This window comes from Onishia niordana, assembly GCF_004798965.1.
GTDB classification, from domain to species: Bacteria; Pseudomonadota; Gammaproteobacteria; order Pseudomonadales; family Halomonadaceae; genus Onishia; species Onishia niordana.
This window is the reverse complement of sequence record NZ_SDSD01000002.1, coordinates 55,571-68,611: the sequence shown is the minus strand read 5'-3', so window position 1 is coordinate 68,611 and position 13,041 is coordinate 55,571. Positions and strand designations below refer to the sequence as shown.

10 protein-coding genes are annotated in these 13,041 nt (G+C 60.9%); 5 read left to right on the top strand and 5 right to left on the bottom strand.

Annotated elements, in window-relative coordinates; translation table 11 throughout:
* Positions 1-202: 202 nt before the first annotated feature.
* Positions 203-706 (bottom strand): CIA30 family protein, encoded by a 504-nt coding sequence (locus ETC27_RS04475; protein WP_136253819.1) that lies wholly within the window; start codon positions 704-706, stop codon positions 203-205.
* 203 nt (positions 707-909) lie between these two features.
* On the opposite strand from ETC27_RS04475, the gene ETC27_RS04470 reads away from it, so the two are divergent.
* The 3 genes from ETC27_RS04470 to ETC27_RS04460 all read left to right on the top strand — a co-directional run bounded on the left by ETC27_RS04470 (position 910) and on the right by ETC27_RS04460 (position 4,506).
* Positions 910-2,028, top strand: a complete 1,119-nt coding sequence (locus ETC27_RS04470) for an alkene reductase (protein WP_136253818.1) — start codon at positions 910-912, stop codon at positions 2,026-2,028.
* 219 nt (positions 2,029-2,247) lie between these two features.
* Positions 2,248-2,631 (top strand): DUF6394 family protein, encoded by a 384-nt coding sequence (locus ETC27_RS04465; RefSeq protein WP_136253817.1) that lies wholly within the window; start codon positions 2,248-2,250, stop codon positions 2,629-2,631.
* Positions 2,632-2,748: 117 nt separating this feature from the next.
* Entirely contained in the window at positions 2,749-4,506 is a 1,758-nt protein-coding gene (locus ETC27_RS04460) for a potassium channel family protein (protein ID WP_136253816.1), read from the top strand.
* 125 nt (positions 4,507-4,631) lie between these two features.
* Here ETC27_RS04460 and ETC27_RS04455 read toward each other — a convergent pair whose 3' ends face one another.
* Positions 4,632-5,906 carry an O-acetylhomoserine aminocarboxypropyltransferase/cysteine synthase family protein gene (locus ETC27_RS04455; RefSeq protein ID WP_136253815.1) on the bottom strand — a complete coding sequence of 425 codons (1,275 nt, stop codon included), beginning with the start codon at positions 5,904-5,906 and terminating at the stop codon, positions 4,632-4,634.
* A gap of 265 nt (positions 5,907-6,171) precedes the next feature.
* On the opposite strand from ETC27_RS04455, the gene ETC27_RS04450 reads away from it, so the two are divergent.
* Positions 6,172-6,603: a DUF3617 domain-containing protein gene (locus ETC27_RS04450; protein WP_136253814.1), complete on the top strand. Its 432-nt coding sequence runs from the start codon at positions 6,172-6,174 to the stop codon at positions 6,601-6,603.
* Between the two features lie 64 nt (positions 6,604-6,667).
* On the opposite strand, the gene ETC27_RS04445 is transcribed toward ETC27_RS04450, so the two are convergent.
* From ETC27_RS04445 to ETC27_RS04435, 3 genes are all read right to left on the bottom strand, one after another.
* Positions 6,668-7,084 (bottom strand): SpoIIAA family protein, encoded by a 417-nt coding sequence (locus tag ETC27_RS04445; RefSeq protein ID WP_136253813.1) that lies wholly within the window; start codon positions 7,082-7,084, stop codon positions 6,668-6,670.
* Between the two features lie 112 nt (positions 7,085-7,196).
* The gene (locus ETC27_RS04440; RefSeq protein ID WP_136253812.1) at positions 7,197-10,295 is read right to left on the bottom strand and encodes an efflux RND transporter permease subunit; all 3,099 of its coding nucleotides are present in this window, start codon (positions 10,293-10,295) and stop codon (positions 7,197-7,199) included.
* Positions 10,295-11,356, bottom strand: a complete 1,062-nt coding sequence (locus tag ETC27_RS04435) for an efflux RND transporter periplasmic adaptor subunit (RefSeq protein ID WP_240724800.1) — start codon at positions 11,354-11,356, stop codon at positions 10,295-10,297. Before ETC27_RS04435 ends, ETC27_RS04440 begins: the two co-directional genes overlap by 1 nt.
* A gap of 397 nt (positions 11,357-11,753) precedes the next feature.
* Here ETC27_RS04435 and ETC27_RS04430 point away from each other — a divergent pair, with 397 nt between their 5' ends.
* Positions 11,754-12,935, top strand: a complete 1,182-nt coding sequence (locus ETC27_RS04430; protein WP_136253810.1) for a BaiN/RdsA family NAD(P)/FAD-dependent oxidoreductase — start codon at positions 11,754-11,756, stop codon at positions 12,933-12,935.
* The last annotated feature ends 106 nt before the right edge of the window (positions 12,936-13,041 follow it).

Here is a 13,041-nt window from a genome sequence, read left to right as displayed (position 1 = left end):
CGACGCGCTTTCCGGCCACTCTCAGACGCAAGCTGAAAGATGGGAGCAGGCCTGAAACGTTCCCATGCAGGTAGAAGGCTTCACTGCGCGCATCACTCTGGGTGCGCGCAGTTTTTTGTGCCTGCTTGAAGCACTATGAAGTGAGGGGCCTCGCATGCCTTACGCTTTAGCGTGTCCGGCGAGACCATGCCTCGCGTTACCCTCATACTTCATCAAAATTGATGACCACTTTCTCAACCTGCAGGCAAAAGGGCCCGGCGGTGCGGTCGGCAATCAGGAAGCCGATTTGGTGAATGTCGGCAGGTATCAGCGGTGGGGCGTCACTCAGCACGGTGCCGCGTTTAACCGCTTCAAAGGCTTCCCAGCTAAAGGTGAATGTCTCCCAGGTATCTTCACGCGGGGTGAAGGTCACGCGGTAAGCGCTTGAATCGCCAAGTGCCGTGCTCTTCAGGCGGAGCTGATAGGGGCGTCCATCGCCGCGTACCGTGATGGACACTGATTTGGCCAGGGCGAAGCTTGGCTCGAAAGCATCGGGGTCGCGGCGAACAGACGCAAAGCCGCCGCCGTTCTCAAGCGATACCTCGCCATGAAAGCGGCCCTCGCCGTGAGAAACGCTGAAGGCGCTCTGGGACACGCCGCCCATGACGCCGTCATCCACGGCATACCAGCGCTGTTGCTCCTGCGGATCGTCGAATCTCAGCTCCATCTGTCCTCCTGTGATTGCTGCTTTTTTGTACTAAGCATCGTCACGCAAATATCGCTATGCTGCGATGATTTTTACTTATGGCGCTAATTATTAGTACGGACTGGTCAGCTCTTCAACGTTACTAGTAAACTGGTCTAATCAACTTGGCGATCGTGCAGACGCGCTGAATCAAGCCTTGAAGCTATTGAAACGGGAGTTGCCGAATGGCGAACGAAACCTTATTGACACCGACCCGCTTGGGTAGCCTGACGCTGCCCAACCGTATTCTGATGGCGCCGCTGACCCGTGCCCGTACGCCTGACAGCGTGCCGGGCAAGTTGCAGGAGGCCTACTATGGCCAACGCGCCGGCGCGGGACTGATCGTCAGTGAAGCGACCAATATCTCACCGACGGCTCGGGGCTATGTGTATACGCCGGGTATCTGGACTGACGAACAGGAAGCCGGCTGGAAGGGCGTCGTGGACGCCGTGCATGCCAAGGGTGGGCGCATGGCGCTGCAGTTGTGGCACGTTGGCCGCGTCTCTCACGAGATGGTGCAGCCGGACGGCCAGGCGCCGGTGGCGCCCAGCGCGCTGAAGGGCGAGGGCGCTCAATGTTTCGTGGAGTTCGAGGACGGCACGGCCGGCCGGCATGAGACCAGCACCCCGCGGGCGCTGGAGACCGACGAGATTCCCGGCATTGTCGAGGACTATCGCCAGGCGGCCATCCGCGCCAAGCGGGCCGGTTTCGACATGATCGAGGTGCATGCCGCCAATGCCTACCTGCTCAACCAGTTCCTGGCCACCGGGACTAACCAGCGTACCGACCAGTACGGTGGTTCGCTTGAAAACCGTGCGCGCTTCCCATTGGAAGTGGTCGACGCAGTCGCCGAGGTGTTTGGCCCGAAGCTCACCGGCATTCGCCTGACGCCCTTCATCGAGATTTTCGGGCTGACCGACGATGAGTCCGAGGCGATGACATTCTATCTCCTTGAGCAGCTATCCAAGCGTGGCCTGGCGTATGTACACGTCAATGAGCCCGATTGGGCCGGTGGTGACATCCAATTCAGCGACGACTTCCGTCGTGCGATGCGGGCGCGTTTTACCGGTAGTCTGATCTTCTGCGGCCACTATGACGCCGAGCGCAGTGAGCGGATTATTAGCGATGGCATTGCCGATGCGGTTGCGATCGGGCGTTCCTACATCGCTAACCCGGACCTCGTCGAGCGCTTCCGTGTGGGGGCCGAGCTCAACGAGCCGAATCCGGACACCTTCTATGGTGGCGACGAGAAGGGTTACACCGATTATCCCTTCCTCGACAACGGCTTTGATCGCCGCGACTGATTGGTTCTGGCCTTGTGACTGGCCGATGCTTTGCCCCTTTTGCCCCCTCAGTGAGGGGGCTTTTTTGTGGGTATTGAGGGCAAGGCGGCGGCCCCTATGTCCATGCACACATCGGATAATGTCATCCGGCCATCGGCCGAGCCCATCTGGGCGTTGGCGTTCGCAGTCAACGGAGACTGATGCTTATACTGATGGCGCATCTCGGTCAGGAGCGGGTTCATGAATCTCGAACGTGTCGTATTCGGCTTTTTCATCATTCTTACCTTAAGCCTCAATTACGCGTTCGTCGCGGGAGGTGTTGCGACCCCTGCTCATCACAATGTCTGGATTCTCACCTTCACTATCATCGTCAACTTGGTGGCGATCGGCTTGAAACTGGGGGATCGCTCTCAGACCGGCGCGTTGCTGCTGGCGTCCGGCCTGGTGGCTGGCCTTCTACTGATCACGGCACGCGTCGTGTGGATCGTCGCGGAACCCGGTGACGGGGGGGGACCGGTGCCTGGCGACATGGCGGATATCGTCTCGATCGCAACGGGGGCGCTGATTGCGAATATCATCGCCACAGTGATTCTTGTCGGCGACACGCTGCTCTCGCGGCGCTAGGCCATGCCCGACAACTGGCCATCACTCGCCGAGTCTTCAAGCAGAGCCTTGCATGGCTTGGAGACTGGTGCAGCGTGATAGCCGCAATCTGGTACAGCCCGTGGGAGGGTTGAACGCGTGAGAAATACCTCCGATCTCGACCGCGTGGCAATGATTGTCCTGCGCTTTATGCGCCGGCCCCTGTTCGTACTGCTGTTCGTGTATTCGTTGGGCATCATGGGCATGGCGCTGATGCCAGGCCAGGTCGTCGATGGTGAGACGACGCACATGAGCCTCTTCCATGCCTTCTATTTCTTCACCTATACGGCGACCACGACTGGTTTCGGTGAACTGCCGAACGGCTTCAGCGAGGAACAGCGCCTATGGACGATCTTCTGTCTCTATACCGGCGTCATCGCGTGGTTCTATGCGATCGGTTCCCTGATTCGCCTGGTGCAGAATCCCCACTTCATCCGAGCCATGGATGGGTTCAGGTTCGCCCGCAGGGTCAAGCACAACGTGGAGCCCTTCGTCATCCTCTGCGGTTTTGGCGATGCCGGCAGTCTGCTTGCCCGGGGGCTGAGCGACCACCTGATGCGCGCGGTGATACTCGATTCCGACCCGGAACGCATCAAGGCTCTGGGTGTTCGCGATTACCGGGTCGCGATGCCAGGACTCCATGCGGACGCCAGTGTGCCGAAACACCTGCTGGCCGCGGGGCTGGAACACCCTGCATGTCGGGCCCTGGTCGCGTTGACCAACGACGATGATGTCAATCTCAAGATCGCGGTAATGGCACGCCACCTCAATCCGCAGCTTCCCGTTATCTGTCGTTCGACCTCTGCCCGCCACGAGGCCAATCTGCGGTCGCTCGAGAATGTCACGGTTGTCGATCCCTTCGAGATATTCGCCCAGCTTGTTTCCTGGGCGATCGCACGCCCCGAACTGCATAACCTCAATGCGTGGGTTGTAGGGCAACGTGGCGTCAAGCTCGGAGAGCTGATACAGGTGCCGCGAGGTAAATGGATCCTGTGCGGATATGGGCGGATGGGGCGCTGGATACATCACGACCTTCAGGCGCATGGCGTCAACACATGCATTATCGACCCGGACGTGGAGACCAACCAGGCGGGGAAAGATACGTTCTTGGTTCAGCAGCACGCCGATCATGCGGCCCTGGTGACGGCGGGAATTGAAGATGCGGCAGGAATCGTCATCGCGACGAATCGCGATGCCGACAATCTCAGTACGCTGTTGTCAGTTAACGCGCTCAACCCTGATGCATTGCGCATCGTACGCCAGAACAGTCACGAGAATCAGCTCGCGTTCGATGCGGCCCGAGCCGACTTGATCCTTCAGCACAGCCTGACAACGGCACGTCGGATCCTGAAGCTTTTGATTTCGCCCCTCGTTCAGGAGCTGATCGACTGGCTAGCGGAGCGTGAACCGGAGGAGACCAGGGCCGTCACGACTCGGCTAAAGGCCGTCTTGGCTGAGCGTCCCCCGCACCTGTGGTCGATCAGGCTGGTCCCGGAAGCGGCGCCGGCGGTGACCGAATATCTGCATAACGAAGGCGAGGTCACGCTTGCCGCCTTGTGCCGTGATGCGCGCAAGTTCCCGGAGAAGTTCCCTTGCGAGGCACTCGCGATACGCCGGGCAGGCCATTCGATCATGCTTCCCCATGAGGCGTGTCAGCTCGAAGCCGGTGACGAGATTCTTTTCTGCGGGATACAGTGGGTAGAGTCGATGCTGCAGGCGACACTGCATAACCCTTATACGCTTCGGTATGTGGTGACGGGTGTCGATGAGCCCCGCGGGGCCGTGTTCGTGTGGCTGAAGGATAAGCTTATGCGTCGTCGCCGCGATGCGGCGCCGAACGGTCGTCAGCCCCGATGATGAGACATCACCTGTCGCGCGTGAGCGTGCCGGGATCCCCCCTTGTCAGAATGAGTTAGCCCCCTCAATGAGGGGGCTTTTTTATGCGTGGCAGACGTGACGCTTGGCCAATAAAGCCGAAGTCGCTAGGCCTGTGAGGCCGCCAGTGCCTGATCAAGATCGGCGATGATGTCGTCGACGTGTTCGATGCCAATCGACAGGCGCACCATGTCGGGACGCACGCCGGCGGCCTTGAGCTCTTCGTCGTTGAGTTGGCGGTGCGTCGTCGAGGCGGGGATGGACGAGCAGGTCTTGGCATCGCCGATATTGACCAGGCGCAGGATCAGTTGCAGGGCATCGTAGAAGCGAGCACCGGCCTCGCGCCCGCCCTCGATGCCGAAACTCAGGATGCCGGATGCGCGGCCATCCATGTAGCGTTTGGCGAGGCCGTGATCCTTGTGACTCTCAAGGCCAGCGTACTGTACCCAGGTGACATGGGGGTGCTGTTCCAGATAGGTGGCCACCTTGAGGGCGTTGTCGCAGATACGCTCGATGCGCAGGGATAACGACTCGAGCCCCTGCAGCAGGTTCCAGGCAGCCTGAGCCGACAGGGCCGCGCCCATGTTGCGCAGTGGCACCACTCGGGCACGGGCGATGAAGGCCGCATCGCCGACGTCGCGCGTATAGCTGACGCCATGATAGGACACGTCCGGTTCGGTCAAGAGCGAGAAACGCTTGGGGTGATCGGCCCAGGGGAACTTGCCGGAGTCCACGATCACGCCGCCCACCGTGGTGCCATGGCCGCCGATGTACTTGGTAGCCGAGTGGATGACGATATCCGCACCATGTTCGATAGGGCGCCACAGGAAGGGCGTGGGCACGGTGTTATCGACGATCAACGGCACGCCGTGTCGATGGGCGATATCGGCCAGTGCCCTAAGGTCGACAACGCCGCCTGAGGGGTTACCGACGCTCTCGCAGAACACCGCCTTGGTGTGATCATCGATCAGGGCGTCGATACCGTCCAGATCATCCTTGTCGGCAAAGCGCACGGAGATACCCTGGCGGGGCAGGGTATGAGCGAACAGATTATAGGTGCCGCCGTAGAGCTCGCTGATCGACACGATGTTGTCGCCTGCTTCGGCGATGGTCTGGATCGCGTAGGTGATCGCCGCCATGCCCGAGGCCACTGCCAATCCTGCGATACCGCCCTCAAGGGCCGCGACGCGCTCTTCGAGCACGGCACAGGTCGGGTTCATGATTCGTGAATAGATGTTGCCCTCGACCTTCAGGTCGAACAGGTCGGCGGCATGCTGGGCGTTGTCGAAGGCAAATGAGGTCGTCTGATGGATCGGCACGGCCACGGCATTCTGATTATCCGGGGAGTAACCGTGGTGAAGAGCGAGCGTTTCTCTTTTCATGACGCATCCTGAAAAATGATGACTGAAGGGTGAATGACAGCATAGCAGGGCAGCCCTCAATGCATGCTACCAACGCTTTTGGACTTTCGCTTATAACGGGTCAACGCAGCCCAACAGTTCATCGGCCGCATCGGTTGACGGGGCAATCTCAGCGGCCTGGTGGGGAAACGGTTTTAGAGGAAACAGCTTTATTAGGTGCTCGCGTCGGCCTGCTGCAGGCACTCTGGTCTACGCTTGAAAGACCACCCTTTCTGGAGTCGTTGCCATGTCGCCTGTTTTGCCACTCGCTCTCGTCTTGCTGATGTCATCTGCCACGCTGCTCGCTCAGGAGAGTACGCCGGATCTGGTGCCCGGCATGTGGGAGTTCAATAGTGTGACCAAAGTCGAGGGCGACCTGCCGATTCCCGATCAGACGGAATCCCATCAGGAATGCCTGACGAAGGCCGATATTGCCGATGCTCAACGCTCCCTTATTCAGGAGCAGGAGGGCTGTGAGCTGATCGAGTCGACCAGCAATCAACAGCGCATGGATTACCGAATGATCTGTCGGGGTAACGGCGGCGAGGCGAGTATCGATGGCAACCTTCTGTTCCTTGGCGAGCGGGCCAAGGGGCGCGTAGACGTGGAAACCACCACGCAGATGGGGGCGATAAGGATGCACAGCACGATCGAGGCCCAGCGGTTGGGAGAGTGCTGAGCCATTAAGGCCGGTTTGCTAGTTAAGCCGAGCCTTAACGAGCGGCGCCCAAACGAGCTAATTTCTAACCGGCTTCTGCGCTGTCGGTGTCGGCGGTCTCGGGTGCCTGTGGTAGTTGGCGAACCCATTCCTTGGCCTCGTCCCTGTGGTGGGTACCGAAGACGCGCACCTCGAGCGGCTTGAAGAGCTGATTCTCGATAGACACCAGCGGTCGCAGCCAGTCATGGTCGGTGACCAGGGCGGCACGGTAATAATGTTCTATATCGCCGATCTGGGTCAGACCATAACCCAGGTCGCGCATGATGGCCGACAGCGTCATCCAGCGCATCTCATCGATTTCTACGTAGAGGCTGACGCGCGAATGGGTCTTCTTCAGGGCCTCGACGGCGTCGATGGCTTGCTGCAGGTCATCGGCGTTCACCCGTCCACTGGCACGTAGTGCGACTACGTGGTTGGCTTCGCTGGGCAGTAATTCGATCATGTCATTACTCCTATCGGCTGTGGCGATATCGTCCTGCCAAGTGTGCGAAAGACGAATTCTCCCTTGAGCATAGCAGTCGTCACGTCCGGGTCTTTAACCTGTGGCCTTGTCATCAGGGCGCCATCTCGTGGGCCAGACGCTGGGCGACCGCCTGGGGTGAGCCTGTGCGCCTGGCCAGCAGGTCATAAGCGACCGGCACTACCAACAGAGTGAAAACCGTGGCGGCGGCGACACCGCTGAGAATCACGATGCCGATCACCATTCGCGTTTCAGCGCCCGGTCCGCTAGAGAGAATCAATGGCACGGCGCCGGCCATGGTGGTCACGGCAGTCATCAGAATCGGCCGTAAGCGGGTCACCGAGGCATCGATCAAGGCGTCGCGGAAGGCGCTGCCCTGGTCGCGCAGCTGGTTGGCAAACTCGACGATCAGGATGCCGTTCTTGGCGGCCAACCCAATCAGCATGACAAGTCCCACCTGGCTGTACAGGTTAAGCGACTGTCCGGCAACGTAGAGCCCCAGCAGGGCACCGCACAGCGCCAGCGGCACCGTGAACATGATCACCAGGGGGTGTATGAAGCTCTCGAACTGGGCTGCCAGCACCAGGAACACCACCAGCACACCGAGTGCCAGGAGGAAGGAAGTCGCGCCGCTTGCCTGCCTGAAGTCGCGTGAGGCGCCCTTGAGGTCGGTCTGCGCTTCTGCCGGCAGGACCTCGTCAACGCTTGCCTGCAGATAGGAAAGCGCCTCGCCGAGGGGATAGCCTTCGGCGAGCTCGGCTTCAAGGGTGATGGCGCGGATGCGGTTGAAGCGATTGAGGGTGCTGGCGCCGGCGAAGTCAGTTAGCGTTACCAGGCTTGCCAGCGGAATCAGCTCACCACTGCGGGCCGAGCGCACCTGAATGCTGTCCAGCGAGCTTGGGCTTCGCGTATCGCTGGGGTTGCCTTCCAGTATCACCTCGTATTCCTCGCCATCATCCACGTAGCGGGTCACGTTGCGACCGCCTAGCAGCGTCTCGAGGGTGCGGCCGATCTCGCTGACGGTGACGCCGAGTTCGGCGGCCCGCGGGTAGTCGATATCCACCCGAAGCTGAGGCTGGGTTTCGTCGTAGTCGCTATCGAGCCCGGTCAGGCGCGGATTGTCGGCGCGGACATGCGCGATCAGGCGGTCGCGCCACTCGGCAAGCTCCTCGTAGGTGCCGCCACCGAGCACGAATTGCACGGGTTTCTCGACGCGGCCACCGAATCCCTGGCGCATCACCGGAAAGGCGCGGACCCCGGGCAGGCCCGAAAGCCGGCTGCGTACCTCGTCCATGATCGCCCAGGCCGAGCGACGCTCGCCCCAATCGGTCAGGCCGATAATGGCGAAGCCATCATTGAAGGTCTCGATGTTGCCATAGCCCCGGGGCGCCCGGATCAGCACCCGGTCAACATCGCCGGTCTCGATCAACGGCAGCAGTCGGGCTTCGATCTCGTTCATGTAATCGAGCATGTAGTCGTAGCTGGCACCGGGTGGGCCGTTGACGACCAGGAAGAAGTTGCCGCGATCCTCCTTGGGTGTGTATTCACTGGGCAGTTCCACCGCGAGCCAGCTGGCGCCGCCCAGCACCGCCAAAAATAGCGCGGCGACCAGCAGACGCAGTTTGAGGGCGCGGATCAGTACCGCACGGTAGATACGCTGGCTGAATTCCAGCAGGCGCTGGACACCGAGGGCCAGGCGACTCTCGTGCATGCCGGGGCTGAGCAGCTTGGATGCCATCATCGGTGTCAGCGTCAGCGCCAATAGGCTCGAGATGGCGACAGCGGCGGAGAGGGTCAGCGCAAATTCGCCGAACAGGCGGCCGATGTCTCCCTGCAGAAAACTCAGCGGCACGAAGACGGCTACCAGCACCAATGTCGTTGCGATAACCGCAAAGGCAATCTGGCGACTGCCGCGAAATGCCGCCACCAGCGGTGTCTCGCCATACTGCTGCATACGGCGATGGATGTTTTCGAGTACCACGATCGCGTCATCGACGATCAGGCCGATGGCCAATACCAGGGCCAGCAGCGTCAGCAGGTTGATGGTGAAGCCGAATACTGCCAGCGCCATGAAGGTGCCGATCACCGCGATCGGCACCGTGACCGCGGGTATCAGGGTCGTGCGCAGGTTGCCAAGGAAGAGGAAAATCACCACGACCACCAGGCCCATGGCGATAAACAGGGTCATTACCACCTGACTGATGGCGCCCGACACGAACACCGAGGCATCGAAGTTGAGGCGCAGGCTCAGCCCCTCGGGCAGTGTTTTCTGTAGGCGCTCCAGCTCGGCGCGCACGCCCTGTGAAAGTTCCAGCACATTGGCGGTGGATTGCTTGATCATGCCAAGCCCCACCATCGGCACGCCGTTGCCGCGAAAGACGGTGCGCTCCTCGACAGCACCGACCTCGACGCGAGCAACATCGCCAAGCCTTACCAGATAGCCATCGGCGCCTTCGGAAAGCACCAGCCTTTGAAAGTCGTCGGCAGTCGAGAAGCTTCGCGGCAGGCGGACCACGAACTGGCGATCCTTGGAAGTAATGGCGCCGCCGGGGAGTTCGACGTTTTCGTCGCGCAGGGCATCCTCGACATCGCCGACGCTCAGGTTGCGGGCGGCCAGGGCATGGCGGTCGAGCCAGATGCGCATGGCGTAGTCGCGCCCGCCGCCGACCCGGACCTGCGAGACGCCGGGTTGTACCGACAGCCGATCGACCAGATAACGGTTGGCATAGTCGGTGAGCTCGGTCATCGAATAGCCTTCTCCCGACAGGCTCAACCACACCACGACTTCCGAGCTGCTGTCGGCCTTCTGGATTTCCGGCGGCTCGGCCTCATCCGGCAGGTTGCCTCTGGCTCCTGAGATACGGTCACGCATGTCGTTGGCGGCGGCGTCGATATCCTGATCGAGGCCGAATTCGACCGTGATCTCGGATTCGCCATCCTGGCTTGAGGAACTGATGGTCTGGATACCCTCGATACCGGAGATTCGATCCTCGAGCACCTGGGTGATACGAGTCTCGACGACGCTCGCTGATGCCCCCGGGTAGCGCGTGTCGACGCTGACGATGGGCGGGTCGATGGCCGGGTATTCCTGTAGCGGTAGACGCTCGAGGGCCAGCAGGCCGAAGGCCACGATCAGCGCGGCCAGAACGGTTGCCAGTACCGGGCGTTGGACGGCGATATCGGACAAACGCATCAGGCGTCATCCGCCATGGTCGAACGGCCCGTGGCTGGCCGACTGCGTTGAAGGATGTCCGCAACGGTCGTGGAGTCATCGACGATGCCCAGTACCTTCACGGCCTGTCCATCGCGAGTGGCCTGGCTGCCATGGATCACCACCAGGTCGCCATCACGCAAGCCGTCTAGGATTTCGACGCGGCCGGCACGCCGAGCGCCGATGGTCACATTGCGCTGATGCGCGATCATCTCCGCTTCATCGATCACCAGCAGCGATTGGCGACGCCCCTCGGGTATCAAGGCGGCTTCGGGTATCACCAGCGCCTGGCGTGACGCGCCGTCGAGCGTCACTTCCATCAGCATGCCGGGGCGCAATCGGCGCTCGTCGTTGGCAAGCTTGGCGCGAACCGTGATGCTACGGCTGACCGGCTCGATGCGCGTACCGATACTGGCAATCTGGCCCTCAAAGCGTGTCCCAGGATAAGCCGAGCTCTTGGCCGTGAGCGGTAACCCCTGTGACAGCAGCGCGATGCGGCTCTCGGGTACCTGAAAATCGAGTTTCACGACATCGAGCTTATCCAGGGTCAGTAGTGCCATGCCCGGCGTGACCAGGCTCCCGACACTGATATCGCGAAAGCCGACCTCCCCAGCAAAGGGAGCGCGTAGCTGATGCGCCGCCAGACGTGCCTCGATCTCGTCTATCTGTGCCTCGACCTGCCTAAGTTGCGCCCGGCTATCCTCGACATTGGCCCTGGGCGCTAGGTTGCGGGCTTGTAGTTGGCTTGCACGAGACAGCGCATTGCGCCGTTCGTCGCGCAGCGCCTGGGCCGCGCGCAGCTGGGCCTGTTCCTCGCCGTCTTCGAGACGGATCAGCACGTCACCGGCTGCCACGTTCTGACCATCCTCGAAGCTCACCTCACTGACGATCTCGGTCACGGTCGCCGACAGGGTGACGCTTTCATCGGCTTTCAGAGTGCCCAGCGCCGATAGCTGATCCGACCAGATACGAGTGTCAGCGCGGCTGGCGATGACCGTGCTGCTGGCATCCTGTGCCTGAGCCAAGGTGGGGGTTAGGGCCATCAGGAGCAGCAACCATCCCAAGGTAAGGTGCGCGCAGCGAAGCCACCATCGGGGGGCAATCCTTGGCAAGGAAGAGGGCATTAAGGCGACACCTCTCGGTTGGGGATTAGGGGCAAATAAGGCGATTGCCCATCAGAGACCAGCTGCATGACACCGCCAAGACCGGTGTCGGCATAGATAGCGGACAACGATGGGGTTAGGTTTTTCAAAAGCTATACACACCTTATACGCGACGTATGCATAAGGCAATGTGACGGCGGGATAGGCGGCAGGATGCTTGATGGCCTTGGGAGCCTTGTCATCAAAGTAGCTTTATTTGGAAGATCTCCTGCGCAACCTGACGCTCTGGTACCATCTCGACCTCGTTTCATGGTTTTAAAGTAAAGGGTAATGCTGCATGACTTCCCAACCCGATGTGGTCGTGATCGGTGCCGGTGCGGCCGGGCTGATGTGCGCGCTGACCGCTGGCTACGCTGGCCAGCGCGTGCTGCTGCTCGATCATGCCAACAAGGCCGGCAAGAAGATCCTGATGTCGGGGGGCGGGCGCTGCAATTTCACCAACACGGCGACGAGTCCCGGCAACTTCTTTTCTGGCAACCCGCATTTCTGTATCTCGGCACTCAAGCGTTACCGGCCTGAGCACTTTGTTGAGCTCGTCGAGCGCCATGGCGTCGAGTACGTTGAAAAGGCGCCCGGGCAGCTGTTCTGTGCTGATTCTGCCAAGGACATCGTTCGCCTGCTGCTTACCGAGTGCGAATGGGCTGGTGTCGAGGTCGCGCTGAAGACGCGCATCGATTCCATCGAGCGTCAGGGCGAGGGCATGCGGCTAGAGACGTCTCGCGGGCGCATCGACACGGGCGCCGTGGTGATCGCAACCGGCGGTCTGTCGATTCCCAGCATGGGGGCCAGTGGTTTTGGCTATGACATCGCCCGCCAATTCGGACTCGCGGTCACCGATACCCGGGCAGCACTGGTGCCCTTCACCCTGACATCGCAATGGAAGGAGCGCGTGGCGGATCTTTCCGGGGTCAGCTGCGATGTGGCGGTGAGGTGTCGAGAAGGCAGCTACCGTGAGCCGATGCTGTTTACCCACCGCGGGCTCTCCGGCCCGGCCATGCTGCAGATATCAAGCTACTGGCAAACGGGCGACGAGCTCGAGATAGATTTGTTGGCGGGAGAAAGCGCCTTCGAGGCGATGGCCCAGGCGCGCCGTAAAACGCCCAAACGGCGTGTCTCGACCTGGCTAGGTGAGCGCTTTCCCAAGCGCTTTGCCCAGGCACTGAATGAGTGGTACGCAGATGATGCCCCGCTGGCGGAACTCTCCAATGCACGCCTCGAGGCGTGGCAAGGCCGCCTTAACCACTGGCGCATTAAACCCGCGGGCACCGAAGGCTGGCGCACCGCCGAGGTCACCATGGGCGGCGTTGACACCCATGAGGTGTCGTCGAAGACGTTTGCCGTCAATGGGCTACCCCAGTTGCGTTTCATCGGCGAAGTGCTGGATGTGACTGGCGAACTGGGCGGCTATAATTTCCAGTGGGCCTGGGCGTCGGGCGTTGCCTGCGGGCAGTCGCTCTAGTTCTGTGCAGCTAGAAAAAAGGTCCCATGAATTTGCTCTCGAAGGCATTGCTGTAGAAGCTCCCTTGCTGCTAGCAAGGGATCACTCCTATGGCTCAATGGATCAT

Coding starts and splice junctions, on each gene's coding strand:
- ETC27_RS04475 (WP_136253819.1), bottom strand. CDS start 706: ATGGAGCTGAGATTCGACGATCCGCAGGAGCAACAGCGCTGGTATGCC.
- ETC27_RS04470 (WP_136253818.1), top strand. CDS start 910: ATGGCGAACGAAACCTTATTGACACCGACCCGCTTGGGTAGCCTGACG.
- ETC27_RS04465 (WP_136253817.1), top strand. CDS start 2,248: ATGAATCTCGAACGTGTCGTATTCGGCTTTTTCATCATTCTTACCTTA.
- ETC27_RS04455 (WP_136253815.1), bottom strand. CDS start 5,906: ATGAAAAGAGAAACGCTCGCTCTTCACCACGGTTACTCCCCGGATAAT.
- ETC27_RS04450 (WP_136253814.1), top strand. CDS start 6,172: ATGTCGCCTGTTTTGCCACTCGCTCTCGTCTTGCTGATGTCATCTGCC.
- ETC27_RS04445 (WP_136253813.1), bottom strand. CDS start 7,084: ATGATCGAATTACTGCCCAGCGAAGCCAACCACGTAGTCGCACTACGT.
- ETC27_RS04440 (WP_136253812.1), bottom strand. CDS start 10,295: ATGCGTTTGTCCGATATCGCCGTCCAACGCCCGGTACTGGCAACCGTT.
- ETC27_RS04435 (WP_240724800.1), bottom strand. CDS start 11,356: ATGGCCCTAACCCCCACCTTGGCTCAGGCACAGGATGCCAGCAGCACG.
- ETC27_RS04430 (WP_136253810.1), top strand. CDS start 11,754: ATGACTTCCCAACCCGATGTGGTCGTGATCGGTGCCGGTGCGGCCGGG.